Origin of the sequence: Haloarcula halophila, assembly GCF_029278565.1 — an archaeon.
GTDB classification, from domain to species: domain Archaea; phylum Halobacteriota; class Halobacteria; order Halobacteriales; family Haloarculaceae; genus Haloarcula; species Haloarcula halophila.
In genome coordinates, this window is record NZ_CP119559.1 from 963,050 (window position 1) to 986,234 (window position 23,185).

29 protein-coding genes are annotated in these 23,185 nt (G+C 66.9%); 17 read left to right on the top strand and 12 right to left on the bottom strand.

Translation table 11 applies throughout. The features are described 5' to 3' along the window. Nucleotides 1–29: 29 nt before the first annotated feature. The 3 genes from P0204_RS05085 to P0204_RS05095 all read left to right on the top strand — a co-directional run bounded on the left by P0204_RS05085 (nt 30) and on the right by P0204_RS05095 (nt 1,082). On the top strand, nt 30–407 hold the full coding sequence (locus P0204_RS05085) for a winged helix-turn-helix domain-containing protein (RefSeq protein ID WP_276222242.1): 378 nt from the start codon (nt 30–32) through the stop codon (nt 405–407). A gap of 4 nt (nt 408–411) precedes the next feature. Continuing rightward, nucleotides 412–711, top strand: coding sequence for a DUF7521 family protein (locus tag P0204_RS05090; RefSeq protein ID WP_276222243.1), 300 nt, complete (start codon nt 412–414; stop codon nt 709–711). A gap of 80 nt (nt 712–791) precedes the next feature. After that, a complete protein-coding gene (locus P0204_RS05095; RefSeq protein WP_276222245.1) occupies nt 792–1,082 on the top strand; it encodes a DUF7521 family protein in 291 nt (96 codons plus the stop codon). A gap of 8 nt (nt 1,083–1,090) precedes the next feature. On the opposite strand, the gene P0204_RS05100 is transcribed toward P0204_RS05095, so the two are convergent. Beyond that, entirely contained in the window at nt 1,091–2,407 is a 1,317-nt protein-coding gene (locus P0204_RS05100) for a hypothetical protein (RefSeq protein ID WP_276222247.1), read from the bottom strand. A 32-nt stretch (nt 2,408–2,439) separates the two neighbouring features. Between P0204_RS05100 and P0204_RS05105 the strand changes: the two genes are divergently transcribed. Both P0204_RS05105 and P0204_RS05110 read left to right on the top strand, forming a co-directional pair. Further along, the gene (locus tag P0204_RS05105) at nt 2,440–2,757 is read left to right on the top strand and encodes a DUF2249 domain-containing protein (protein WP_379801719.1); all 318 of its coding nucleotides are present in this window, start codon (nt 2,440–2,442) and stop codon (nt 2,755–2,757) included. Between the two features lie 2 nt (nt 2,758–2,759). Next, nucleotides 2,760–3,035 (top strand): glutamyl-tRNA reductase, encoded by a 276-nt coding sequence (locus P0204_RS05110; RefSeq protein ID WP_419181155.1) that lies wholly within the window; start codon nt 2,760–2,762, stop codon nt 3,033–3,035. Here P0204_RS05110 and P0204_RS05115 read toward each other — a convergent pair whose 3' ends face one another. Genes P0204_RS05115 through P0204_RS05125 form a run of 3 tightly spaced genes read right to left on the bottom strand, consistent with a single transcriptional unit; the run spans nt 3,036 to nt 4,017 of the window. Next, the gene (locus P0204_RS05115; protein ID WP_276222250.1) at nt 3,036–3,359 is read right to left on the bottom strand and encodes a cupin domain-containing protein; all 324 of its coding nucleotides are present in this window, start codon (nt 3,357–3,359) and stop codon (nt 3,036–3,038) included. Further along, the gene (locus tag P0204_RS05120; protein WP_276222251.1) at nt 3,356–3,592 is read right to left on the bottom strand and encodes a DUF2249 domain-containing protein; all 237 of its coding nucleotides are present in this window, start codon (nt 3,590–3,592) and stop codon (nt 3,356–3,358) included. The genes P0204_RS05115 and P0204_RS05120 overlap by 4 nt, the downstream gene beginning before the upstream one ends. 53 nt (nt 3,593–3,645) lie before the next feature. Beyond that, nucleotides 3,646–4,017 (bottom strand): cupin domain-containing protein, encoded by a 372-nt coding sequence (locus P0204_RS05125; protein WP_276222253.1) that lies wholly within the window; start codon nt 4,015–4,017, stop codon nt 3,646–3,648. 89 nt (nt 4,018–4,106) lie between these two features. On the opposite strand from P0204_RS05125, the gene P0204_RS05130 reads away from it, so the two are divergent. The 3 genes from P0204_RS05130 to P0204_RS05140 all read left to right on the top strand — a co-directional run bounded on the left by P0204_RS05130 (nt 4,107) and on the right by P0204_RS05140 (nt 6,831). Next, complete coding sequence (locus P0204_RS05130) at nt 4,107–4,667, top strand: DUF7998 family protein (protein WP_276222255.1); 561 nt, start codon at nt 4,107–4,109, stop codon at nt 4,665–4,667. Nucleotides 4,668–4,745: 78 nt separating this feature from the next. Then, on the top strand, nt 4,746–6,473 hold the full coding sequence (locus tag P0204_RS05135) for a cbb3-type cytochrome c oxidase subunit I (RefSeq protein ID WP_276222257.1): 1,728 nt from the start codon (nt 4,746–4,748) through the stop codon (nt 6,471–6,473). Between the two features lie 52 nt (nt 6,474–6,525). After that, the gene (locus tag P0204_RS05140) at nt 6,526–6,831 is read left to right on the top strand and encodes a hypothetical protein (RefSeq protein WP_276222259.1); all 306 of its coding nucleotides are present in this window, start codon (nt 6,526–6,528) and stop codon (nt 6,829–6,831) included. 1 nt (nt 6,832) lies between these two features. On the opposite strand, the gene P0204_RS05145 is transcribed toward P0204_RS05140, so the two are convergent. Continuing rightward, nucleotides 6,833–7,084 (bottom strand): hypothetical protein, encoded by a 252-nt coding sequence (locus P0204_RS05145; RefSeq protein WP_276222261.1) that lies wholly within the window; start codon nt 7,082–7,084, stop codon nt 6,833–6,835. Nucleotides 7,085–7,242: 158 nt separating this feature from the next. Between P0204_RS05145 and purL the strand changes: the two genes are divergently transcribed. Continuing rightward, complete coding sequence (purL, locus tag P0204_RS05150) at nt 7,243–9,456, top strand: phosphoribosylformylglycinamidine synthase subunit PurL (RefSeq protein ID WP_276222263.1); 2,214 nt, start codon at nt 7,243–7,245, stop codon at nt 9,454–9,456. Here the strand turns inward: purL and P0204_RS05155 are convergent, their stop codons facing one another. Both P0204_RS05155 and P0204_RS05160 read right to left on the bottom strand, forming a co-directional pair. Further along, the gene (locus tag P0204_RS05155; RefSeq protein ID WP_276222265.1) at nt 9,457–10,701 is read right to left on the bottom strand and encodes an ATP-binding protein; all 1,245 of its coding nucleotides are present in this window, start codon (nt 10,699–10,701) and stop codon (nt 9,457–9,459) included. A 3-nt stretch (nt 10,702–10,704) separates the two neighbouring features. Next, nucleotides 10,705–11,916, bottom strand: coding sequence for an FIST signal transduction protein (locus P0204_RS05160; RefSeq protein ID WP_276222266.1), 1,212 nt, complete (start codon nt 11,914–11,916; stop codon nt 10,705–10,707). Between the two features lie 174 nt (nt 11,917–12,090). Here P0204_RS05160 and P0204_RS05165 point away from each other — a divergent pair, with 174 nt between their 5' ends. After that, the gene (locus tag P0204_RS05165; protein WP_276222267.1) at nt 12,091–13,296 is read left to right on the top strand and encodes an NAD(P)/FAD-dependent oxidoreductase; all 1,206 of its coding nucleotides are present in this window, start codon (nt 12,091–12,093) and stop codon (nt 13,294–13,296) included. 10 nt (nt 13,297–13,306) lie between these two features. On the opposite strand, the gene P0204_RS05170 is transcribed toward P0204_RS05165, so the two are convergent. Then, nucleotides 13,307–13,498: a DUF7550 family protein gene (locus P0204_RS05170; RefSeq protein WP_276222268.1), complete on the bottom strand. Its 192-nt coding sequence runs from the start codon at nt 13,496–13,498 to the stop codon at nt 13,307–13,309. A 162-nt stretch (nt 13,499–13,660) separates the two neighbouring features. On the opposite strand from P0204_RS05170, the gene P0204_RS05175 reads away from it, so the two are divergent. From P0204_RS05175 to P0204_RS05185, 3 genes are all read left to right on the top strand, one after another. Beyond that, on the top strand, nt 13,661–14,656 hold the full coding sequence (locus P0204_RS05175; RefSeq protein WP_276222269.1) for a LamG domain-containing protein: 996 nt from the start codon (nt 13,661–13,663) through the stop codon (nt 14,654–14,656). 52 nt (nt 14,657–14,708) lie between these two features. Next, the gene (gene hisF / locus P0204_RS05180) at nt 14,709–15,524 is read left to right on the top strand and encodes an imidazole glycerol phosphate synthase subunit HisF (protein WP_276222271.1); all 816 of its coding nucleotides are present in this window, start codon (nt 14,709–14,711) and stop codon (nt 15,522–15,524) included. Between the two features lie 64 nt (nt 15,525–15,588). Continuing rightward, a complete protein-coding gene (locus tag P0204_RS05185; protein WP_276222273.1) occupies nt 15,589–16,452 on the top strand; it encodes a hypothetical protein in 864 nt (287 codons plus the stop codon). Here the strand turns inward: P0204_RS05185 and P0204_RS05190 are convergent. From P0204_RS05190 to P0204_RS05200, 3 genes are read right to left on the bottom strand one after another with little or no spacing between them, the layout of a single operon-like run. Beyond that, a complete protein-coding gene (locus tag P0204_RS05190) occupies nt 16,449–16,730 on the bottom strand; it encodes a DNA-directed RNA polymerase subunit L (RefSeq protein WP_276222274.1) in 282 nt (93 codons plus the stop codon). The genes P0204_RS05185 and P0204_RS05190 overlap by 4 nt on opposite strands. A 57-nt stretch (nt 16,731–16,787) precedes the next feature. Further along, nucleotides 16,788–17,078 carry a C2H2-type zinc finger protein gene (locus P0204_RS05195; RefSeq protein ID WP_276222277.1) on the bottom strand — a complete coding sequence of 97 codons (291 nt, stop codon included), beginning with the start codon at nt 17,076–17,078 and terminating at the stop codon, nt 16,788–16,790. Then, complete coding sequence (locus P0204_RS05200) at nt 17,075–18,454, bottom strand: hypothetical protein (protein ID WP_276222278.1); 1,380 nt, start codon at nt 18,452–18,454, stop codon at nt 17,075–17,077. Before P0204_RS05200 ends, P0204_RS05195 begins: the two co-directional genes overlap by 4 nt. A 91-nt stretch (nt 18,455–18,545) precedes the next feature. Here P0204_RS05200 and P0204_RS05205 point away from each other — a divergent pair, with 91 nt between their 5' ends. From P0204_RS05205 to P0204_RS05220, 4 genes are read left to right on the top strand one after another with little or no spacing between them, the layout of a single operon-like run. Then, the gene (locus P0204_RS05205; RefSeq protein ID WP_276222280.1) at nt 18,546–19,415 is read left to right on the top strand and encodes a cytochrome c oxidase subunit 3; all 870 of its coding nucleotides are present in this window, start codon (nt 18,546–18,548) and stop codon (nt 19,413–19,415) included. 31 nt (nt 19,416–19,446) lie between these two features. After that, on the top strand, nt 19,447–19,689 hold the full coding sequence (locus P0204_RS05210) for a DUF7385 family protein (protein ID WP_276222282.1): 243 nt from the start codon (nt 19,447–19,449) through the stop codon (nt 19,687–19,689). 46 nt (nt 19,690–19,735) lie between these two features. Further along, nucleotides 19,736–20,071, top strand: coding sequence for a DUF7344 domain-containing protein (locus P0204_RS05215; RefSeq protein WP_276222284.1), 336 nt, complete (start codon nt 19,736–19,738; stop codon nt 20,069–20,071). Nucleotides 20,072–20,112: 41 nt separating this feature from the next. Next, entirely contained in the window at nt 20,113–20,598 is a 486-nt protein-coding gene (locus P0204_RS05220) for a hypothetical protein (protein WP_276222286.1), read from the top strand. A gap of 393 nt (nt 20,599–20,991) precedes the next feature. On the opposite strand, the gene P0204_RS05225 is transcribed toward P0204_RS05220, so the two are convergent. Continuing rightward, a complete protein-coding gene (locus tag P0204_RS05225) occupies nt 20,992–23,184 on the bottom strand; it encodes a hypothetical protein (protein ID WP_276222288.1) in 2,193 nt (730 codons plus the stop codon). Nucleotide 23,185: the final 1 nt, after the last annotated feature.

The following is a 23,185-nucleotide window of genomic DNA, read 5'->3' on the forward strand; positions in this document are numbered from 1 at the left end:
ACCGTGTCGAGAGAGCACGTCAGAGCAAGATGGTCCGGGACCCGTTCGCTGACGACGAGACACCGGAGTTGGAGACGGTACTCGACGCGCTCGACGACGAGGACTGTCGAGCCATCGTCAGTGTCCTCGACGAGCCGATGACGGCCAGCGAGATATCGGACGAGAGCGGGGTTCCGCTGTCGACGGCGTACCGTAAGCTGGAACTACTGACCGAGTCGTCGCTGCTGTACGAAGGTGTCGAAGTGCGACCGGACGGCCAGCACGCCAGCCGGTACGCGGTCGACTTCGAGGAGGTCGTCATCGCCCTGGACGAGGACCGCAACCTCGCGGTCGACATCTCACACCGTGCGCGCTCGCCGGACCAGCGCCTGGAGAACCTCTGGTCGGAGGTCCGCAAGGAGACGTAGTACCATGCCACACATCCCAAGCTCACAGATCGGTATCGTCGTCTCGAAGACGCTCATCCTCATCATCGGGGGGTTGATCACCTACTACTCGTATCAAGCCTACCGGCGGACCGAGGCCCCACAGCACAAGTGGCTGACCTACGGGTTCGGGGTGGTCACGTTGGGAGCGGTATTGGGTGGCGTGTTGGACATCGTCATCAGCAGGATCTACAGCGTCGACCTCATCTATACGAGCGTGTTCGTCTCCAGCGGGCTGACCGCTATCGGGCTGGGAATCATCCTGTACTCGCTATACGTTCGGTAGCGCTCTCACCGACGGGGCTTCCCGCGCCCTGAAAACACCCTGTAATTTATATTGGACGTTCCGTTCCAGGAGTCGGTACCATGATCGGGCTCAGTGCAGTCCTGCTGATCGCCGCCAAGACGGTGACACTGGTGTGTGGCGCGGTGTTGACGGCGTTGACCTATCGTGCGTACCGACGGACCGATTCCCCCGCGATGCGTGCCCTGTTCGTCGGGATCGGACTCGTAACTGTCGGCAGTATCTTCGCCGGGAGCCTCCACCAGATGCTGGATTTCCCGGTCGCGACCAGCATCACCGTCGAGAGCACGTTCACCGCAGCCGGCTTCGCCGTCCTCACGTACTCGCTGTACACCGAACAGCCGTCGGACTGATGGTTCCGCTATCGGTCCCACGCGTGAGCGAGGCGTCCACCGAGGAGTTCCGGCATCGACTGTGGACCGTGAGTGAGCAGCACCGAGACGAGGTTCGCCGCGAACAGGACTGCACCGACGGCCGCCACCGTTCCCGCAGCAGTCGCCGCAATCCCCGGCAGTACACCCGTCTCGTGACCGAGAGCGAGGCTACCAGCGGCCGCGAGCGCGGTCGCGTCGCCGGCCGCCACCCGGCCGTCGTAGAGGTCGTCGATCATCGGGACATCCTCGAAACCCAGCCGGTCGCTGTAGCGGTGGACCCAGACGATGAAGGGGACGACGTGATACAGCGTCCCGAGGACGACGAAACCGACGACGCCGACCAGCAGCAGGCTCCCGGTCGTGGAGTGGCCGAACAGTCCGGCGTAGCCCAGCGGGTCACGCCACCACGTGAGCGCGGCCAGGGGCGCCCAGCAGACGACCGAGACGGCGACGACGGCGTACCGGGTCAGCATCGGCGACCAGTCGACGGTCGCACCGAGCAGTCGCCGGGCCAGGACGAGTCCGACGGTCGCCAGACCGGCCACGACGAGCAGTCCGCCCGCGCGTGCGACGGTCGGGTGGGCGGACAGCCGTCCGCCGGCGAGCAACACGACACCGACGGGATAGCCGACCGCGGCGGCTCGCTCCGTGACGGTCACCAGACGACCGGTATCGGCCTGGGTGAACATCGGGACGAGCTGTGCGAGCGCGCCGACGACGGTAGTCAACACGGCGCCGAAGACCGCAAGCGTCGCGTGCCCGGTGAGCAGCGTCGTCCGGGAGACACCGGCGACGGGCAACAGGCCGACGGTCCGATCGAGCGCCAGTCCCACGCCCGCGACCGTGACGAGGAAGAAGAAACCGAGCGCGACTCCGAACAGCCCGGTGGTCACGTCCAGGTCGGCGTGCCACAGCGTTCGGGCGAGGTTGTAACAGAACACCCAGACGCCCAGCACTGCGAGTCCGCCGGCGACCGGCAGGAGCGCCTCCGCACGGCTCAGGAATCCGACAGCCAGTCCGGCGAACCCGACCGCGGCCAGGGGCAACTGCAGGGCTGCGAGCCGACGGGAGTGCAACTCGACGCCCGCCCAGACCGGGACGAACTGCGTCATCGCACCGAGGATAGTGAGACAGACCCAGCCCGCGAGCAGGAGGTGGATCTGTGCGAGATGACCCGCGCGACCGCTGACGACGCCGACGACGACGCCGGCGACGAGAAACCCCAGCGCGACGGCGAAGTGTCGCAGCGGAACCGTCATCGGCGGGCCGGCCTCAGCGTCGATATCTCCGGGGAGCGCGCTCATATCCGGGACGTTCGGTCCACGTCCTGCTGGCGCTGTCTCCGAACATGTTCGGGGAAACCGACGGCGAGGGTGGGACCGTACCGTCGAACATGGAACCCGCGTCACTGCGTTCCGAGACGGACGCACCGACCGACGCCCCGACCGAACGGCTGGACGTGCGTGAACTCGGGCCGCCGGAACCGCTCCGACAGACACTGGAGACGCTCGCGGAACTGGACGACGGGACCGTCCTCGTCCAGGCGAACGACCGCGCACCCCAGCACCTCTATCCGAAACTCGACGACCGTGGCTACGACTACGAGACCGTCGAGACCGACGACGCGACCGTGACGATCATCTGGACGCCATGAGCGTGAACGACGACACGACGGAACCGACACCGGACGTAGAACAGGCGCTCGGACAGCTCGCCGCCCGCGGTGCGGAAGTCCGGGCCGAGCAACTCAACCGAGCACTCACCCGACTACGGGCGGACGGGGAGCTCTCGGCGGAACAGGTCGCCGCCCTCGAACAGTTGAGCGAGCGACTGGTCGATCGGCTGCTTGCACTCCCCGAAGAGACGCTGCGTGAGGCAGCGAACCGCGGTGAGGAAGACGCGGTCGAGACGGCGATGGAGTTGTTCGGTTGACTACTCGGCCGCTGCGAGCACGAGCAGCGCCTCGGCGTCGGTGACCGCCGTCGGCGAGATGTCCTGTGCGCCGTCGAACCGGGCGATCTCCCCCGCCGACAGCGACAGCGTCTCCGCCCCCAGTTCGAGCTCGAACTCCCCGTCGAGGACCTGGAAGACGATCTGTCGACCGGGGTGTTGGTGTGCCGGGACCGACTCCCCGGCGTCGAGGGCCAGCCTGACGGTCCGGGGCTCGCCCTCGAACAGCGGTGTCCGGCCGTCCCCGTCGAGTTCTGACAGCGCGATACGCTCGGTTTCGGTCGTGGTGTCGCCAGACTGGGTCATGCTTCCTTCGGGAGGTCCGCGACGTATTTCCCGTCCTCGACTTTCCGGCAGTCGTAGCCCTCCGCGTCGAAGGTCTCGACTTCGGCTTGCATCTCGTAGAACAACGGTTTGGGCTCGTGATCGTTGACGATCCGTAACACCTCGCCGGCATCCAGATCGTCGAAGGCCGAGTGGATCTTCGGGTGGCGTTCCGGCGGCGGCATCTCTCGGAGATCGAGTTCGGTTGCTGGCATCACTTCGACCTTCGCTGCCGACAGGCCAGGGTATGTCGCCGAATATGTTCGGCTCACTCCGGATCGAACGTCCCCTCGCGGAGGCCACGGCGGACGGGGTCGTGTTCGGCGTCGGTCGGCGGCGGTGCGGTCACCAGCGTCGCTTCGAGGCGCTCCCCGGCCGCCCGGACGCCGCGGTCCTGGTCGGCGGGGACCGCGATCACGTCGCCCGGTTCGACCTCGTGTTCCTCGTCGCCGTCGCGGACGACGCCGGTCCCGGAGCGGACCGTGATCGCCACGTCGCTGCCCGGCGCGTGGACGGGGATGAACTGTCCGGGCTCGAAGTAGCCCAACACCACTTTCTGGCGGTCGGTCTCGTGGATCGTCTGTGCCGAGAACTGTGCGTCGTCGTAGGCTCGCTCGTCGTCGAAACTGGTCGCGACCATCGTCGGACGATCGGGGCCGACCGACGGTGGGGGTTCGGACGAACATATTCGGGACAACCCCCTGTGTGACGGCGCCACGAACGTCGTGTATGGGCTTTCTCTCCGAACTCCGCGGCCAGAAGACGGACGCCGGCTTCGACGACTACGACACGTTCGCGCCCGAACACGTCCCCGAACCGGGGCAGTTCCTCGACGGCTGTGCGGTGTTGACCGGGGCGGACCACGCCGCCTTCCACCGGCTGACGATGGCGTTGTTCGCCGAGCGGGGCGTCTACGACATGACCTTCGGCTACAACCTCGCACGGTTGAACCTCGACCACCGCCACCCCGAGGCGGGCTTCCGGTACGCCCGCGAGCCGGACGATCCGGCGGTCCTGCGGGCCGAATTTACCCCGACGACCGAGTTTTGCCCACAGAGCGATACGCTCACCGTCGGCGCTTTTCGGGCCTGGAACGGGCTCTCCCAACGCCACGAGTACGACCTGGTCCGGGTGCGTGTCGGCCCGATGCACCACGAGAGCGTCGCTATCAACGGGAAACTCGAACAGCTGGCGGAGACCTATCGGGAGACCGGTGAGATCCCCGAACAGATCGGAGCGAGCGACGACAAGGATCGCCAGCCCGAGACGGACGTCGAGACGCCGTTCTGACCGCTCGCATCCGGTAGAAACGGCGGGCGAACATATTCCCGCCAAGACCCAGGTAGCGAGAGCCGGAACGGCAGCCAAATGGTAGTCGGTACACTCGTCACGACGGTACTGATGGCGGCGCTGCTGGTGGGCGTGATGGCCGCGCTCACCCGCGTCGAGAACTGGCGGTCCTACGCCCCGACGGTCGGGGGCGGGGGGACCGTCTCCGAGACGACACACGAGAAACCTGGTGGGATCGTCCGCTGGCTGACGACGGTCGATCACAAGGACATCGGCATCCTCTACGGGGCGTTCGCGGTCCTGGCGTTCGCCTGGGGCGGCGTCGCCGTCGTCCTCATGCGCTTCGAGTTGCTCTTCCCCGCGGAGGATTTCATCGGTGCGAACCTCTACAACGGTCTATTGACGACCCACGGCATCACGATGCTGTTCCTGTTCGGGACGCCGATCCTGGCGGCGTTCTCGAACTACTTCATCCCGCTGCTGATCGGGGCCGACGACATGGCGTTCCCACGGATCAACGCCATCGCGTTCTGGTTGCTCCCCCCAGCCGCCCTGCTCATCTGGGGCGGACTCATCGGCGCACCGTTCCTGGAAGGCGTCGAACCCGCACAGACTGCCTGGACGATGTACGCGCCGCTATCTGTCGAGCAGACCAACCCCGGCGTCGACCTCATGTTGCTGGGACTGCATCTCTCGGGGGTCGCCGCGACGATGGGGGCGATCAACTTCATCGCGACCATCTTCACCGAACGCGGCGACGACGTCACCTGGGCGAACCTCGACATCTTCTCCTGGACGGTGCTGGTCCAGTCCGGCCAGATCCTCTTCGCGTTCCCGCTGCTGGGGAGCGCACTCGTCATGCTCCTGCTGGATCGGAACCTCGGGACGACGTTCTTCACGACCGACGGCGGCGGTCCGCTGCTGTGGCAACACCTCTTCTGGTTCTTCGGCCACCCCGAGGTGTACATCCTCGTGCTCCCGCCGATGGGGCTGATCAGCTACATCCTGCCGAAGTTCACCGGCCGGAAGCTGTTCGGCTTCAAGTTCGTCGTCTACTCCACGCTCGCGCTGGGAGTCCTCTCCTTCGGCGTCTGGGCCCACCACATGTTCGCGACCGGGATGGACCCGCGGCTCCGGGCCTCTTTCATGGCGGTCTCCATCGCCATCGCGATCCCTAGTGCGGTCAAGACGTTCAACTGGATGGCGACGATGTGGAACGGGAGCCTGCGGCTCACCGCACCGTTCCTGTTCTGTGTCGGCTTCGTCGGGAACTTCATCATCGGCGGGGTCACCGGCGTCTTCGAGGCGGCCATCCCCGTCGACCTGATCCTCCACGACACCTACCACGTCGTCGCGCACTTCCACTACGTCATCATGGGTGGCATCGCCTTCGCCGTCTTCGCCGGCATCTACTACTGGTTCCCGCTGTACACCGGCCGGTGGTACCAGCGCAGCCTCGCGAAGTGGCACTTCTGGCTGACGATGCTGGGCACCAACGTCACGTTCTTCCCCATGGTGTTGCTCGGCTACGCGGGGATGCCCCGTCGCTATGCGACCTACAGCGTCACCGCCGGGCCGGTCGACCTGTTTACCCTGTTGCACCAGCTCGCGACCCTCGGGGTCGTCCTGCTGGTCGTCGGCCAACTGATCTTCCTCTGGAACATCGTCCAGTCCTGGCTCGAAGGTCCCCGAGTCACCGACCGGGACCCCTGGGATCTCGCGGAGACGGACCAGTACACCCGCGAGTTCGCCTGGTTCGCCGACGAGAAGCTCCCGGCGCTGACCGACGGCGGCGAGGAGGAGTAACCGAACACCTTCGCGGTCAGGCCCTTCGAGGCGGGGAGCGTACGACTAGGGGATGAGTGAGCGCGCACAGACCGCCCGAGAGCTAGCAGCGGACGTAGCCACACACGACGGCGTCCGCGACGCCTGGACGGCAAAGAGCTTCACCGATCAGTTGCTCGTCGTCGAGACGGCCCCCGGAGAACCGATTCCGACTGCGGTTCGGGAGCGGCTGACGGCCGACGGCTTCGCCGGTGCCGACGAGGTGTACGACGTCGACGGTGCCGCGGACGCCGCCTTCGCGGGGCAGTTCGAGGACTGCCAGCGCTACCGGTTCGTCGACACCGAGAGTCGCGGCCAACACCGCTCGTACGTCGTCTGAGTCAGCGGGCCGCCCGAAGACACTCCCGTGCCGTCTGATCCGCGTCGGCCAGCGAGTCCTGTCCGTGTTGACGCGCCGAGAGTTCACGGGTCCACAGTGTCCGTTCCAGTTGTTCGACACCGGCGTCGTCGCCGCTGATCGTCAGCGAGGTCCCGGAGCCGTCGGCCAGTTCGACGCTGGGTGTCCCGTCGACCGCACGCTTGAGTTCGCTGTTCGTCTCGTCCGTGAGGGTGTCGACCGTCAGTCGCGTCATCGTACATCTATCGTTACCTTCCGAGAGCGTAGACTAGTTCCCAAACTAGTAAGGCCCGATCGCTGCGTCGGCGCGAGGGCGGGTCACACGCACGGAGCGACGGCCGCCTCGGGGGCGCATGGAAAGCGATTTAGCCGGCGGGGAGCCACGGGGAGGTAATGAGCCTGTCCGACGCGGACCACGACATCGTGGTCGACGAGATCGGTCGGGAGCCGACACGCGCAGAGGCCGCTCTCTTCGAGAACCTCTGGAGCGAGCACTGCGCGTACCGCTCCTCCCGACCGCTCCTGTCGGCCTTCGACTCCGAGGGCGACCAGGTCGTCATCGGCCCCGGCGACGACGCCGCCGTCGTCTCGCTCCCGACTCACGGCGACGGCGAGGAGATGTACATCACGATGGGCGTCGAATCCCACAACCACCCCTCCTACGTCGACCCCTTCGACGGCGCCGCCACCGGCGTCGGCGGGATCGTCCGCGACACCCTCTCGATGGGCGCCTACCCCATCGCGCTGGCGGATTCCCTGTACTTCGGGGACTTCGACCGGGAACACTCCCGGTACCTCTTCGAGGGCGTCGTCGAGGGCATCTCCCACTACGGGAACTGTATCGGCGTCCCGACTGTGGCGGGATCGGTCGCCTTCCACGACGACTACGAGGGGAACCCACTGGTCAACGTCTCCTGTATCGGCCTGCTGGAACCCGAACGGACCATCACCGCAGAGGCACAGGAACCCGGGAACAAACTCGTCCTCGTCGGGAACTCGACGGGCCGTGACGGCCTGGGCGGGGCCTCCTTCGCCAGCGAGGACCTCGCGGAGGACGCCGAGACCGAGGACCGACCGGCCGTCCAGGTCGGGGACCCCTACACGGAGAAGTTGCTCATCGAGTGCAACGAGGCGCTGCTGGACGAGGACCTGATCGAGTCCGCGCGGGACCTCGGCGCTGCGGGACTGGGTGGGGCCTCCTCGGAACTGGTCGCCAAGGGCGGCCTGGGCGCACGCATCGAACTCGACCGGGTCCACCAGCGCGAACCGAACATGAACGCCATGGAGATCCTGCTGGCCGAGAGCCAGGAGCGGATGGTCTACGAGGTCCGCCCGGAGAACGTCGATCGGGTGGCCGAACTGGCCGACCGGTACGACCTGGGCTGTTCGGTCATCGGCGAACTCACCGAACCCGGCACGAACTACGTCTGTACGTTCGAGGGCGAGGCGACAGCCTCGGACGAGTCGAGCGGGCAAGGCCCGCGAGACGGCGAGACCGTCGTCGACGTCGACGCCCACTTCCTCGGGGAGGGCGCGCCGATGAACGACCTCCCGAGCACGGCCCCGCCCGAGCAGGAACGGGACCTCCCGACGGTCAACATGGAGGAGGCGTTCCGGCAGGTCGTCGCCAGCCCCAACACCGCCTCCAAGCGGTGGGTCTACCGCCAGTACGACCACGAGGTCCAGGTCCGGACGAGCGTCCTGCCGGGCGACGACGCCGCGCTGCTGGCGATCCGCGAGGCCGGCACCGGCCTGGCGTTCTCGGCCGGCGCCGACCCCAACTGGACCGACGCCGCCCCGTACGAAGGGGCTCGCGCTGTCGCGTTAGAGAACGCGACCAACGTCGCCGCCAAAGGTGCGACACCCCACGCCGCCGTCGACTGCCTGAACGGCGGCAATCCGGAGAATCCCGCCGTCTACGGCGGCTTCAAGGGTATCGTCGACGGTCTGGCCGACATGTGTCGCGACCTAGACGTGCCGGTCGTCGGCGGCAACGTCTCGCTGTACAACGACTCGGCGGCCGGTCCCATCCCCCCGACGCCGACGCTCGCGCTCGTCGGCGTGAAGGAGGGGTACGACGCCCCACCGCTGTCGCTATCCGGCGAGGGCACCCTGGTCGTCGTCGGCGACCGTGCCCTCGAAGGGGAGTCCGACCCGCGGCTGGGCGGCTCGGAGTACACCGCCGTCTTCGGCGGCACCGACCGGTTCCCCGAACTGCCGGCCGACCCCGAGAGTCTGATCAGCACCATCGCCGACGTGGCCGACGAGGAGCACGTTCTGGCGTCCCACGACGTGAGCCACGGCGGACTGGCCGTGACGCTTGCCGAGATGGTCCACGAGGACGCCGGTGCCGACGTCGAGATCGAGACCGTCGAGCGCGGGACCCGCAAGCGCCTCCTGTTCGGCGAACAGCCCGGCCGCGTCGTCTTCGAGACGACCGATCCGGCGGCGGTACGGGAGGCCTTCGACGGTATCGCCCCGGTGACGGAACTGGGCGAGGCGAACGGCTCGAACCACCTCGACCTGACGGTCAACGACGAGCGGCTACAGTACCACGCCGAGGAGATCACCGACCTCCGGTCGACGATCGAGGACGAACTGGCCTGACTACCAGCGGATCTCGAACCGAGCGCCGCCGCGCTCGCTCTCGGTCGCGGTGACGTGCCAGCCGTGTGCCTCCGCGATGTTCTGGACGATGGAGAGCCCGAAGCCCGTCCCGTCGGGATTGGTCGAGTAGCCGTGTTCGAACACCTGCTCGTGATCTCCCTCCGGCAGACCCGGACCGTCGTCGGCGACGTAGAACCCGTCAGTGCCGGTCGGTCCCAGCGTCCCGACCGTGACCGTTATCTCCGGCCCGTCCGGTTCGGTGGACTCGTCGGGAACGCCGTGTTCGACGGCGTTGCGAAACAGGTTCTCGAAGAGCTGTTGGAGGCGCTCGGGATCGGCCTCGACGGTCGTCGTCGCGTCGACCGAGAGTGTCACTCCGTCGGTATCGACCTGCTCCCAGGCCTCGGTCGCGAGCGATCGGAGGTCGACAGGCTCCGGCTGGCCGACGACCTGCCCCTGTCTGGCCAGTTCCAGCAGGTCTTCGAGGAGCGCGCCCATCCGGTCGTGTGCCCGGTCCAGCGCGTCGAGGTGGTCGTTCGCCGCCGGATCGTCGACGACAGCGCGCAACTGTTCGGTGTGGCCGGCGGCGACACTCAGCGGGTTCCGGAGGTCGTGGCTGACGATGCTGACGAACTCGTCGAGTCGCTCGTTTTGGTGTTCGAGTTGCTGTTCGCGGCGTTTGCGCTCCGTGATATCCGTATAGACACCGTACCCTTCGACACCGCCGCCCTCTCGCGTGACGACGACGCTCCGGAAGAGGAAGGTCCGAACCGCCCCGCTCGCGGTCGCCCGTTCGACTTCCTGTTCGGAGTGTGCGCTGTCCTGTAACCAGTTCTCGGCGATATCTCCTGCCGTCTGTCCCGGAGCGGCGACGAGCTCCGAAAGGAGGCTCCCGACTGCTTCGCTACGGTCGTAGCCGAACGCTGTCTCGAAGGCCTCGTTGACCGACGTGACTCGTGGCTCCCGTTTGTCGAACTCGACGACGACGGCGGGGTCCGGGATGTTCCCCAGGAGCGCGCCGAACCGCTCCTGTGCTTCGAGGTGGACGCGAAGTTCGCCCGCCACGAGCGCGAGGTATCCGTCGTGTTCGTGCTGGATGACCTCACAGACGTCGCGTGCGTCGGTGTTCGTCATCGACGTATCGTCCTCGATACCGACGGCGTCGATCGCGGCACCGACGACGGACTGGGCTTTCTCGACGCCGACCGTCTCCGCGAACTTCGAGACGAGTTCGTTCCTGTCCATCGGTCACTCCGGGAAGACGAACACGACTGTCGTCGTGTTGTGGAAGCCACTGAGTTGCCCCATCTGCATACACAGTTCACCGTACGTCTCGAAGCCGGCAAACGGCGTGTCGAACACCTCGGCCAGGGCGTCGACGGCGGCCGGATACTCGTCCTGGAGGATGATCTCCCGACAGGCACAGTCGTAGACGAACCCGCCCGCGATTTCGCCGTCAGCCAACTCGACGGCCTCGCTGGCGGCCCGGCCGGCCGACTCGATCTGGCTCTCCGGGCTCCCGTGCATCACACGGAGGACCGTCCCTTCGGGGATGTCGACGGCGAACCGGAGACTGCCGCTTTCGCCGACGGCGGTCCGTGGCCACCGGATCTTGTAGCCGTCCCCCTGGTCGATACCGAACTCGTATGCACCCATCAGCCGCTGCAGTTGCGGCGCGTCGACTTGGGAGGAATCGACGTCGAGCCCGAACGTCTCCGAGACGTGGTCCCGGACCGTGTCTTTCCAGACCTCGAAGGCGGGCTCGCCGTCGATTTCCCTGACCAGGTTGCCGTCCACGTCGGTCACTTCGTGTGGTTCCGAGATCGGTTCGTGCCCGTGGTCGACGGAGATGACCGCCCGGTCCTCCCCGGAGACCAGGACCAACACGAGCGCGTCCTCGGCGACGGTCTCGCCACAGAAGACGGGCGTCGACTCCATCCGGAAGTTGTCCGAGGCGGCCCCGCCGGCGAACCCGACGTGTGGGCCGAGTCGGCGCTGGATCGCGAGGGACAACCGCTCGCCGATGCCGGAGAGTCCGTCGTGGAGAACGAGCGCGGACTGGTAGGGATAGTCGACGTCGTCGGGCAACGACCGTGCGGCCTCTCTGACCGTTCCCTGGATATTCTCGCCGAGTCCGCTCGCGATAGCGGTGTCGAACTGGAAGGAATCGCTGGTGACGACGCCGACCGCGACACCCCGATCCATGGTCCGCTCCTCGGTGAACGTTCCCGCGGCGGTACAGCCGACGACGGCGGTGTCCTCGTCGACGGCCGCCCTGACGCCGGCGAGAACGCGTTCGGGGTCGAACGCGGCATCAGCGAACACTTGACAGAAGTCGACCCGGTCCGCGTCTAGCGCGGTGCGTGCCGCGCTCGTAGCCTCACGGCCGGCCTGCTCACCCGCGTCGGCTATCGACGTTCCGGTCGCGACGACCGTTCCCGGAGACTGTTCGGACGACACGCTCGAACCATCCCGCTACAGGAACTTATATACTGGCGTCGGTATCGCGTCGAGCGTGCCGCCACGTCGGACAACACCCACAGAGCCGTTTTGCGACGGTCCAACCGAGCGGAGTGTCCCGACGTGCTGGCCGAGCGCGGAAGGGTTTTTTACGCGCCGTTCGGAGACCGACCCATGCAGGAGACGTACGACGTGGTCGTCGCCGGCGGCGGGCCCTCCGGTCTCCAGTTCGCACGCGAACTCACCGACCGTACGGAGTTCTCGGTCGCCGTCCTCGAAGCCCACGCGGAACTGGCCGACAACGACAAATCGACCGGTGGGACCTTCGAGCAGGTCATCCAGGGGTACGACGTTCCCGACTCGGTCGTGATGGCCGACAGTTCGGGTGTGATCTTCGAGGGACCGAGCACCTCCGAGCGGCTCGATATCCCGGGCTACGTCCTCGATTTCCCGGCGTTCCTGGAGTTTCTCGGGGAGGATATCGAAGCCAACGGCGGCGAAGTCCACACCGGCGTTCGGGTCACAGAGCCGGTGTCCGAACGTGGCAGTATCGCCGGCGTCAACTGTCTGCGTGACGGGGCCGAACGGACGGTCTCGGCCGACCTCGTCGTCGACGCGACCGGCGACTCGGCCGTGTTGACAGAGCAACTCGGGATGTTCGACCGCGACAGCGCACAGCGGGGGATCGGCAAGGAGTACGAGGCCGTCGGCGAGTTCGAGCGAGACGAGATGCTGTTCCGGTTCGATCACTTCGACGCCCCCGGCGGGTACGCCTGGACGTTCCCCGCCGGTGACGGCGTGTTCAAGGTCGGTCTCTGCTGGATCGACGATTTCTACGAGCGTCATCGGACCGACGCGAGCCGCCAGATCGACGACTACGTCGAGCGCTGGGCCGAGCACGACGATCGATGGACCGTCGACTCCGTCCGCGAAACCCACGCCGGGCGGGTGTACTCGAACAACTCGATCAACACGCGGGCGATCGACGGCCTGCTCGCCGTCGGCGACGCCGTCTCCAGCATCAACCCTCTGTTCGGCGAAGGGATCCGACCGGGGATGGAGTCGGCGGAGATGGCCGCCGACGTGGCGATCGACGCGCTGCGGGCCGGTGATACCGCTCGTTCACGGCTGGCTGCCTACGAACGACAGTGGAACGACGAGAAGGGCGGCGCCTGGAAGCTCCAGCGGGCCGTCGGCGAGTTACTGTACGACTTCACGGCCACCCAGCAAGACCGGTTCGTCCGTGCAGCCGGTGGGATGTCGCCGACACAACTCGACCGGCTCCAACGCTACGAGCTGACGATCCCGGACCTGCTGGAGCTATACCCGTTCCGGCTTGCCGATCTCTGGAAGGCACCGACACTGGCACGACACCTCTGAGGACAGCCTCTCAGACGAGCGCGAACGCGATACCGAACGTGAGCGCGAGACCGACAAGCGCCACGACAGCCCCGGTCGAAACCTGCGACATCGTGAAGTCGCTCTGGGGGGCCGTCGATCGCAGCGGCGGCTCCTTGGCGGGGAGGTCGACGTTCTGGGGATCGAACTCCGGACGGTCCTCCTCGTGGTGATCGTCGGACATACCCGTGCGTTCTGTCAGGGACTACCTGTAGCTGTCGGATTCGAGCGGTCCAATCGTCTTCGGAGGAGACGTGGGGCCACGAGGTGTCGCGGGTCGATACTGCAGCCCTCAGTTGTCGATACTGACAGTAGCGTTTTCCCCGTGTAGCGAGAATCCCGGCGTATGGTTGGGGAGTCAGGTGGTGGGAGGGACAGTCGTGGAATGACGAGTATCGTCGGCAATCTCTTGCTGGTGGCAACAGTCGTCTTTCTCGGAGCGGTCCTTGCGATCGGCTCGTTTGCCTATCTCGATGGGGTCGGTGCGCCGACAGCGACCGCGGATTTCACCTACGAACGGACGCCGGCTGGTCTAGAGATGACGCCCAAGGCGCTCTCGACGGCCGTCGACGTTCAGCTCAACGGCAAACGCGTTGCGACGTTCAGTGAGGACGCCGCCGGGCGGACGGTGTTGCTCCCGACGGCACCGGGAGATCGGATCACCGCCGTCTCCCGGGACGGCGAACAGACGGTGTTGGTCGACACGACAGTCGACGATCGTTCGGAGGTCGGTGACTTCATCGCGTACTACACGTTCGACTCGACGAGTGGCTCCGAACTCGTCGATCGATCGGGGAACGGCAACGACGGGACGCTGTCGGGATCGCCAACGTGGACCGGGAACTCGCTGCAGTTCGGCGGCAACGACCACGTCGACGTCAGGAACCTCGCAGTGCCAGGACGGACGGTTTCGGAGTTTACCGTCGCCGTCGCGTACCGACAGGACGGCTCCTCCGACCGTGTCAACCAGCTCGTCGAACACTACAACGGGGGCAACGAGTGGTTCCTGGAGAACCCGGGAGCGAGTGGGAACCAGTACAGGACGGAGTTCGCGGTCAACTTCCCCAGCACTTCCATCAGTTCCGGATCGACCTACACCACCGGCCAGCGCCACGTCGCCGTCGGGACCTTCGACGGCTCGACCTACGAGTTGTACGTCGACGGAGACCGTGTCGGGAGTGATAGCTACGATTCGGCTGTCAATATGGGTGATCTGGTGATCGGCGCGGACGCTCCCAACGGCAACTCACAGACACTGGACGGCGAGATCTACGAGATCCGGCTCTACTACACTGCCTTCGGCGAGGAGGAGATCCGCGTGATCTCGACCGCGATGGGGTAGTTGCGCCAGCCGAAACGATCAAACGGCCCTGTGGCGAACCGTCGGGTATCGAATGACACTCACGAAGCGCATCATCCCCTGTATCGACGTCGACGTCGACGAGAACGGGGACGCCGCCGTCTACACCGGTGTCAACTTCGAGGATCTGGAGTACACCGGTGACCCCGTCGAGATGGCCAAAGCCTACAACGAGTCCGGGGCCGACGAGTTCGTCTTCCTGGACATCACCGCCTCCGCCGAGGGCCGGGAGACGATGCTCGAAACCGTCTCCGCGGTCGCCGACGAGGTGTTCATCCCGCTGACGGTCGGTGGCGGCATCCGGACTCGCGAGGACATCAAGGAGACGCTGCGGGCCGGCGCCGACAAGGTCTCGATCAACTCCGGGGCCATCGCCGAGCCCGATCTCATCGGCGAGGGCGCCGCAGCTTTCGGCAGCCAGTGTATCGTCATCTCGCTGGATGCCCGGCGGCGCTTCGACGAGGCGGGCGAACACTACGCACGGGTCGACGGGGAGTCCTGTTGGTTCGAGTGTACGGTCAAAGGCGGCCGCGAGGGGACCGGCCTGGACGCCGTCGAGTGGGCCATGGAAGCCGAAGAGCGTGGGGCCGGCGAGATCTTCGTCAACTCCATCGACGCCGACGGGACCAAGGACGGCTACGACATCCCGCTGATGAAAGCCGTCTGTGACAGCGTCTCGACCCCAGTTATCGCCTCCTCGGGCTGTGGCGGTCCGGAGGACATGGAGGAGGTGTTCGTCGAGGCCGGCGCCGACGCCGGGCTGGCGGCCTCGATCTTCCACTTCGGCGAGTACTCCATCGAGGAGACGAAGGAGTACCTCGACAGCAAGGGCATCCCCGTTCGGCTGTAGGTCGAACCCGGAGACACCGGCCGAGTCCGCGCAGCCTTTGTAGCTCCACGACCTAGCTTCCCCGATGAAATGGCGGTGTGAGTGGTGTGGCAAACCCCAAGAGGAGAACGATCCGCCCTGTGACAACTGCGGTCACGGGACCTTCGAGAAAGCCGTCAAGCCGATGGGTCCCGAACGGACCGACGAGGAGTCGACGCCGGGGGGATCGGTCTGGGTCTGTCAGGACTGTGGTCGCCAACACCAGCGTAACTCCCCGCCCTGCCGGCGCTGTGGCGGCGCGGACTTCGAGCGGGAGGCCGTCGCCGACACCGACCCGTTAGACGAGATCGGGACGGGGTGGCGCGACGTCGTCGAACCGAAGTACGTCGTCGGCTACGCCGTCGTGGCGCTGCTCGTCGGCGTCCTCGTCCTCGGGTTTCTCGGCGTCGTCTCCCTGCCGGGGGCCGGCGGACAGACGGCGGACGGGCCGCCGCCGGCGATCCCCGACGCGCCGGGAGCCGGTGACAGTGTCGACGGGCTGGACATCGCGGCCGTCGAGGACGCCTACACCGCGACGTACAACGAGCGACGAGTCGGCGGCGGGGCTGGCGAACTCACGCGCAACGGAAGCGTCGACCGTGCCGCGGCGTACTACAACAAGGCGACCGTCGACGCACGGTACGGCGACGGCGATCCGCCGAGCAGGGAGGCGTTCGATCGGTTCCCGCTGGCCTGTGAGCGGCCGACCGTCGTCGGCTACCAGGTCGCCTACGACCGGACGGGGACCGCCCTGTCGTCGTTCGCGGACGAAAGCGCGCTGGGCTCGGCGCTCGCGGATAGATACGTCGAGCGTGGCGCACCCTACCGGAGTGCGACGGCCGGAACGATCGGCGTCGATATCCACGTCGCCCCCGACGGGCGCGTGTTCGTCACCCACGTCCTCTGTTAGGCCGCTTCGAACGCCTCGGTGAAGCCGTCGGCTTTCGCGACGACGCGGTCGGTCCCGTCTTCGAGGGCATCCAGCGCGTCGACACCCGCCTCGGACTTGATGGTCAGGACCGGGTCGGTCTGCCCACCGGACTGTTCGGGGTTCATGTCGTAGGTCGCCGCGGTGACGCCCTCGGTCTCCAGCAGCGCCCCCTTGAGGACGTTCATGAACGTGTGATCCTCGCCGGCGATCTCGATAGAGAGTTCCGTGTCGGACTTGTCGATGACGCGGAGGTCCATAGGGTTGTTTGGTCGACTGGCACCCATCAACGTGTCGCTTCCCGCCGGAGACCGGCCTCACACCAGCGCGTAGATCATGAGGAGGACGAAGTAGATCGCCACGAGCCCGCCCAGCGCGCGCAAGCGGAACTCGCGGATCTCCGTCTCCTCGCTCCCGTGGGCCGCACGGAACGCCTCGATCTCCTCGTCGGTGAGTTCGGCCGGATGTGCGCGGCCGTGGTGGAGTGCCAGCCACTTCTCGCGGGCGTAGGGTTGCCCGCAGTAGTCACAGATCACCGGCTCGTCGCCCTCGGGGACGTCGAACGAGAGGGACTGTCCGTCACGCTGGGTCCGTGTCGCGTCGGTCATAGGTGTGGGAGTGGCACCTCCGGTCGGGAGACGATCCAGAGGCTGATCATCGTGTATGCGACCATCACGGCGATAAAGGGGTACTGCGAGCGGACCGCCTGCAGACGGCTGGGGAAGAGTTCGTAGGCCGCCGCGTGGGCCACCCAGATCGCCAGCAGGTGGCCGACGACGACCGAGATGATGCCGACCGCGCCGAACCAGTCCGGGAGCTGATACACCGGAACCGCCGCCGGCGAGGACAGCGGCGAGAGGACGGCGACGGCCAGCGCCGGAGCCAGAAAGAGGAAATAGCCCAGATAGTGCGCGAAGTGGTAGCCGACCGCGATGGCGAGCAACGGCGGTGCGAACCGGACCGCGAGGGCGTCGGTCCCGAGATACGTCTTCGCGCTCCGGCGGGCCAACCGAGCGGCGACCCAGTACGCCCCGAGAAACAGCGCGAAACCGAGCGCGAGCGCGACGGGGTAGAGCACGTGTGCGGGGACCCCTGCGGAGACGATCGGCGTCGAGAGGTCCCGCCACAGTGCCGTCGTCACGAACCCGTCGTAGGTCGTCCCCCACAACAGGGCAACGACGAAGGCCACCTCGTCGGGGCCGTCGACGAGCCGCGGCGTCGAGAGGTCCATCGCCGGGAGCCGGAGCCGGAACCCGTCCGGACCGTGGGTGATCGGTGCGAACCGACCGTAGTACCGGAAGACCCGCTCGACGGGGTCGACGCGCTGGAACCACGTCTCGGAGCCGAAGACGACAGCGCCGGCCAGTGTGACGACCCCGTAGACCGCGACGACCGTCGCCAGCAACCGTGACTGGTCGGCCAGCGGACTCACCACCTCGACCCAGATCAACAGAAGCAAGCCGACGACGCTGGGCCAGGCACCCAGCCGCTCGGGATAGGCCGACTCAAGCGAGGGAAGCAGCGACGCGAGGGTCTTGAACGGGTTCAGTCCGCTCCAGACGTTGCCCAACAGATAGGTCACGATCACCAGCCCGGCCCACCAGCCGGCCCAGACGAGCAGGATCGCGAGGTTCGTCCGCGGCGTCTCGGGGCCGACGAACCCGACCACGAGGACCGCGAGGAGCCCGAGGAGGCCGATCACCCGCCCGATCGTCCGGAGGGATCGGTCCCCGCCACCCGCGAGATCGATCCCCCAGTCGTGGAGTCGCTCGACGAAGACGCGATCGGTGACGAACGACGCGAGCAGGAACGACGCGCCGACGGCAGCGCCGCCGGTCGAAAGGAACAGCCAGGTCGGGATCGTCAGCGACTCGCGCCCGCCGGCTGCCAGACTCCCGCCGTGTGCGCTCGCAGTGCCAGCGATCGAGAGCGCGGCCAGCCCCGTCGCGACGACAGCGAGTGCCCGGTGTCGGGACACACTCATCACCGGCCGTTGGTCGTTGGGCCCCCTATGGCTTCCGACATCGCACGGCGAAGTGGATGGGCTTTTAGTAATCGACTCGTAAGGGGCCAGTATGAGCTTATCCGATGAACAGACGGACGGTGGCCACGGGCACGGGGACCACCACCTCCCGGCGACGGAGGACTGGCCCCGGGGCTTCGGTGAGGCCAGCTGGTGGCCGTTCGTCACGGCCATCGGCGCCGCCGGCATCTACGTCGGCGCCGCGCTGTTCGTCCTCTCGCTCGGCGATGAACCGCTCATCAGTACGACGATCGGTGCCGCCGCGACGGTCGGCAGCGTCGGCCTCTTCCTGGCCGGCATCTACGGCTGGCTGTACCACGCGTTCGTCTCGGACTTCTGGGACCGCGGAACCAATCACCACTCCGGGCGGACGCTGAAGTTCGCGATGCTGTTGTTCCTCGGGTCGGAGGTCGCGACCTTCGGCGCCGGCTTCGTCTACTACTTCATCGTCCGCGGGACCGACGTCTGGACGTCGATGGCGATTCCGGAAGTGTTCGGCTCACTGGTCATCGTCAACACCGTCATCCTGCTGATCAGTTCCGGGACGCTCCACTTCAGCCACGTCGCGCTCCGGAAGGGCAACCACGAACGGTTCCTCCAGTGGCTCGCCGTGACGCTTCTCTTGGGCGTCGTCTTCATCGGCGGCCAGATCTACGAGTACTACGAGTTCATCGTCCACGAGGGCTTTACCATCACCGGCGGCGCGTACGCCTCGGCCTTCTACGGGCTGACCGGCCTCCACGGCCTGCACGTCTCGCTCGGTGCGGTGTTGCTGGGGATCGTCTTCGTCCGGGGCTACTACGGCCAGTACTCCGCGGAACGCCATACCTCCGTCTCGACGGCTTCGATGTACTGGCACTTCGTCGACGTCGTGTGGGTGTTCCTGGTCGTCGTCCTGTACATGGGCGCGAACCTAGTCTAACGCTTTTTACCACCAGTCACCTCGTTGCCGTATGGAACAGCTCGATATCAGCGACGGCTTCGACGTCCACGACTACCGCCACGGGCTGAAGCTCCTCAAACAGGACCGGGGGACGATGACGCTCGCCAACCGCGACGGGTTCGCCTGTCCGGCCTGTGGCGACCCCTTCGAACGTCTGTTCGTCAGCGAGCGACGGACCAACACCTTCGGCGATCCCGGGAGCAGGTTCTGTCTCGCCAGGACCGAACAAGAGCTCCTCCTGTTGACCCACTGAGTCCGTACCGGAAGGTTCTATATCTCGGCCCTCACTTCCCGCGTGTATGGCCGACGCGGGTTCCGTCGACGAGTTATTCCGGGCGCTGGCAGACAGCCGTCGCCGTGCGGCGCTGTCGTGTCTGGCGACCCACGGGGAGTTGGCGCTCCCGGACCTCGCGGACGAACTCGCGGAGATCGAGTACGGGCGTCCACTCACCGAGATCGATCCCGAGTCCGTCACCGAGTTGTACTTCGACCTCTATCACAGCCACGTCCCGTGTCTGGTCGCCGCCGACCTCGTCGAGTACGACCAGCCACAGGATCACGTGGCGATCACCGACCACGGTGACATCGCGCAGTCGGAACTGGTCGAACAGGCACGGACGCTGGTTACCCCCTGAGTGTGCCAACTGTCTTCTGCCGGGGCGACGATAGACCGACAATGAACGACGACAGCCTCACAGTCCAAGAGCTGGCCGACTACTGTCGAACCCAAGCGCGGTTCCTCTGGGGCCGCGTCGAAACACTCACCGAGGAGACCGAGACGCTGCTTGACGAACTCGACGACGAACTCACCGATCTCCAGGACAGCGTCGCCGCACACGAGCGACCGGTTGCGGAGTCGGCCGACACGCCCTCCCCGACGGCTCCCGACCAGAGCGTCGCCGATCTGGAAGCACGGGAGCGTGACCTCGAAGAGAAACAGGCCCTCGCGGAAGCGAAACGGGCACGCCGGGACGCCTTCGAAGACCTGGCGACGGCCTACGCCGACCTGGCCGACGATCTCGACGCAACGCGTGAGGACATCCAGGCCGTGCTCACCCGCATCGCCGAGTTCGAACGCGACCGGGACGCCCCGGCGTACTTCGAGGAACGCGGGACGGTACTGGAGGCCATCGCCGATTCCGACGACCCAGACGGGGAGTAACATCAATCGTGTCTGGATCAGTAAGCGGACATAGCGCTATCTGCTCGTTTGCTGGGTTCTGCAGGAAAGCGCCGGTTGAGAGGAGTATGAACCACGGTCGGAGCACAGCTCTCCCCTGATTCAAATCCCTCGTCGGCCCGGTTTTCTTCGACTACACCCACGGATTCGCGTTACGGTCCCCAGTCTGCTGAAGCCGGTGGTCGACCGGCTGGTGGCTCAGTCCGACACGGTCAGCTACTTCCTGGGTTCCAGGAGGTGAGCCGCTTCTCGACTTCATGAACGGCTTCGATCCGTCGATCACGCGCTGTACCCTCTCGGAATGAGAGAGCGAAAGAACCGTTCCCCCTCCGCGTTCGATCGTTCGAAGAACGGGGGGTTCCGTAACGCGAACGGCTACGCCTCCTCGTCCTCGAGGAAGTCGAACCGCAACCCGCTCGACACCTCGCCGCGGCCCGGTCCCACTTCCCGGCTGGACCAGACGTGACTCCTGCCGTCTAGCCACGCGCTGGCCTGGAACGACCGCGTCACCCGGCGACCGGTCCGCGAGACCTCCTCGGCGTAGATGGACGCCTCGGGGTTGAGGATGCGACCCATCGGCTCGGGGACCATGTCGAGGGTCCCTGAGAGGGCGTCTGCGTCGAGCAGCAGACCCAGCTCGAGCCGCTGAGGGAGGCCATCGTTCACCGGCAGGTACGGGAACCAGTGGTCGGCCACCTCGTTGGCGAGCTTGTACTGCCTGAGATCGCCCAGCGTCTCCGGGTCGACCGGCTCGACGGCCACGAGGCCCATCTCCGGGCCGGAGTCGCCGTTCGAGGACGACCCCTCGTCGGCGGGAACGGGCTTGTAGACGGAGACGACGTCGCCGTCGCCGAGGAGAGGTGCCGAGCGGTCGAGGTGGACCTCCTCGTCGGTGTCGACGCCGGTCCCGCTCACCACGCGCACCGACCCCTCCGCCGGGATGGTGAGCGGCGGGATATCGACCGTCGTGGTGCCGTTCGCGGCGTCGGGGTCCTCGACCCGGAGCTCCCAGTGGGAGTCGGCGTCGCCCCCGGTCCCGACCACGAGGACGTCGTCGCCCTCGTTGGCGAGGACGACGGCCTCATCGTCGGCGGCCGCCTGACCGGAGAGCGCGTCGTCGGCGGTGTGTAGCTCTTCGATGCCCAGCGACGGGGCGCGGAACTCCTCGCGGTCCAGCGGGTCGCCCAGCGCCCCCTCGACGGTGGACTCCAGGCCGAATACGAGGTTCGCCATCTCGTCGCGACCGTACAGCACCTCCTCGATCACCTCGCCGGACTGGGAGGTGCCAAGCACCGGCGGGAGGAACAGCCCGGGCTCGTCGTGGTTCGGTAAGTCGAAGGTGAACATGTCCCACTCGGCGGCGTCCGACCGGTTGACCGTCGCCGGGATGTCCGCCGTCGTCTTGTCGAACGTGTCCGTGACCGACAGGGTCGAGACGCGGGTGACCGACCCGACGGGTGCCTCGATTGGCAGCGAGAACCAGTCGTCGCCGGCGATGAGGGCGAACTCCAGCATGAACAGCCGCGAGAGGTCGTCGCCGGCGGCGGTCATCGACGCGAGGTCGACGTCCGCGTCCTCCATCTCCCACAGGCGGCTGGCCGGCATCCCCCGGAACCGGGTGTTCGTCGGGAGCTCCGAGAGGCTGTGGGGGTTCTCGCTCCCCGAGTCAGTCGAGTCGCCGTCCTCGTCCACGAGGCTCCGGTTCGTGGACTCGAAGTCGTACCAGTCGAGGCGGCCGCCCTCGTACTCGCGTGCTTCGAGGGTGGTCCGGCCGGTGCCGGTGCCCGCCGACACGGCCGCCGAGTACTCCATCCGCGCGGGGTCCCACGCGTCCTCGGTCTCGCTCGGCTCGTCGAAGAGCCCCGCGTACCACTCCGCGAACCCCTTCGCCACGCCCTTGAAGAGGGACTTCGCAACGTCGGGTGCGCCGTCGGTGAAAAGGACGTCGACCGGGTCAGACACGCCCAACCAGTCGGTCGTCGTCCCGGAGTCCGCGACACCGGGTGCCGCCTCGGTCAGCTTCCCGTACACAGCGTGGCCGTCGAGGCCGCGGGGCGTCGCGGGGTCGTCCTCGCCGTCGAAGACGTCCGCGAACCGGCGGGCCGGGCCGTCCGCCACGTCGGGTCTGTCCAGGTGGTACGCCGCCTCGAACCAGTCGGGCTCCGGGAGCGGGGGACCCGAGTCGGCGTCGACGGCCCGCCGGAGGCGGTCGAGGACGTTCATCCCGGCCTCGGCGCGGAGCGCGTGGTTCGGGGCCTCCCGGCCGTCGTCGGCCTCGGCGGCCACAGGCTCGCGCTCGACCAGTGTCTCCACCGGCGGGTCGGTCTTCGGGTCGTAGGGGTCCGTGGCAGAGCCGACCTCGACGTGGTCGACGTGGTCGTGGTAGTACTCGACGGCCACCTCGACCGGCGACCCGGCGTCCTCGCCGGCGAACTCGCCGAACTGGCGCTGGCGGGAAAGCAGCCAGAGCGGGTCGGCAAGCTCCCCGCGGAGTGTCCCCTGGAGGTCCTCGTTCCGGGCGACCGGTTCGAGCCGTTCCCACACCGTGTGCGAGCGCTCGTCGGCCATC

Coding starts and splice junctions, on each gene's coding strand:
- P0204_RS05085 (WP_276222242.1), top strand. CDS start 30: ATGGTCCGGGACCCGTTCGCTGACGACGAGACACCGGAGTTGGAGACG.
- P0204_RS05090 (WP_276222243.1), top strand. CDS start 412: ATGCCACACATCCCAAGCTCACAGATCGGTATCGTCGTCTCGAAGACG.
- P0204_RS05095 (WP_276222245.1), top strand. CDS start 792: ATGATCGGGCTCAGTGCAGTCCTGCTGATCGCCGCCAAGACGGTGACA.
- P0204_RS05100 (WP_276222247.1), bottom strand. CDS start 2,407: ATGAGCGCGCTCCCCGGAGATATCGACGCTGAGGCCGGCCCGCCGATG.
- P0204_RS05115 (WP_276222250.1), bottom strand. CDS start 3,359: ATGACCCAGTCTGGCGACACCACGACCGAAACCGAGCGTATCGCGCTG.
- P0204_RS05120 (WP_276222251.1), bottom strand. CDS start 3,592: ATGCCAGCAACCGAACTCGATCTCCGAGAGATGCCGCCGCCGGAACGC.
- P0204_RS05125 (WP_276222253.1), bottom strand. CDS start 4,017: ATGGTCGCGACCAGTTTCGACGACGAGCGAGCCTACGACGACGCACAG.
- P0204_RS05130 (WP_276222255.1), top strand. CDS start 4,107: ATGGGCTTTCTCTCCGAACTCCGCGGCCAGAAGACGGACGCCGGCTTC.
- P0204_RS05135 (WP_276222257.1), top strand. CDS start 4,746: ATGGTAGTCGGTACACTCGTCACGACGGTACTGATGGCGGCGCTGCTG.
- P0204_RS05140 (WP_276222259.1), top strand. CDS start 6,526: ATGAGTGAGCGCGCACAGACCGCCCGAGAGCTAGCAGCGGACGTAGCC.
- P0204_RS05145 (WP_276222261.1), bottom strand. CDS start 7,084: ATGACGCGACTGACGGTCGACACCCTCACGGACGAGACGAACAGCGAA.
- purL (WP_276222263.1), top strand. CDS start 7,243: ATGAGCCTGTCCGACGCGGACCACGACATCGTGGTCGACGAGATCGGT.
- P0204_RS05155 (WP_276222265.1), bottom strand. CDS start 10,701: ATGGACAGGAACGAACTCGTCTCGAAGTTCGCGGAGACGGTCGGCGTC.
- P0204_RS05165 (WP_276222267.1), top strand. CDS start 12,091: ATGCAGGAGACGTACGACGTGGTCGTCGCCGGCGGCGGGCCCTCCGGT.
- P0204_RS05170 (WP_276222268.1), bottom strand. CDS start 13,498: ATGTCCGACGATCACCACGAGGAGGACCGTCCGGAGTTCGATCCCCAG.
- P0204_RS05175 (WP_276222269.1), top strand. CDS start 13,661: ATGGTTGGGGAGTCAGGTGGTGGGAGGGACAGTCGTGGAATGACGAGT.
- hisF (WP_276222271.1), top strand. CDS start 14,709: ATGACACTCACGAAGCGCATCATCCCCTGTATCGACGTCGACGTCGAC.
- P0204_RS05185 (WP_276222273.1), top strand. CDS start 15,589: ATGAAATGGCGGTGTGAGTGGTGTGGCAAACCCCAAGAGGAGAACGAT.
- P0204_RS05190 (WP_276222274.1), bottom strand. CDS start 16,730: ATGGACCTCCGCGTCATCGACAAGTCCGACACGGAACTCTCTATCGAG.
- P0204_RS05195 (WP_276222277.1), bottom strand. CDS start 17,078: ATGACCGACGCGACACGGACCCAGCGTGACGGACAGTCCCTCTCGTTC.
- P0204_RS05200 (WP_276222278.1), bottom strand. CDS start 18,454: ATGAGTGTGTCCCGACACCGGGCACTCGCTGTCGTCGCGACGGGGCTG.
- P0204_RS05205 (WP_276222280.1), top strand. CDS start 18,546: ATGAGCTTATCCGATGAACAGACGGACGGTGGCCACGGGCACGGGGAC.
- P0204_RS05210 (WP_276222282.1), top strand. CDS start 19,447: ATGGAACAGCTCGATATCAGCGACGGCTTCGACGTCCACGACTACCGC.
- P0204_RS05215 (WP_276222284.1), top strand. CDS start 19,736: ATGGCCGACGCGGGTTCCGTCGACGAGTTATTCCGGGCGCTGGCAGAC.
- P0204_RS05220 (WP_276222286.1), top strand. CDS start 20,113: ATGAACGACGACAGCCTCACAGTCCAAGAGCTGGCCGACTACTGTCGA.
- P0204_RS05225 (WP_276222288.1), bottom strand. CDS start 23,184: ATGGCCGACGAGCGCTCGCACACGGTGTGGGAACGGCTCGAACCGGTC.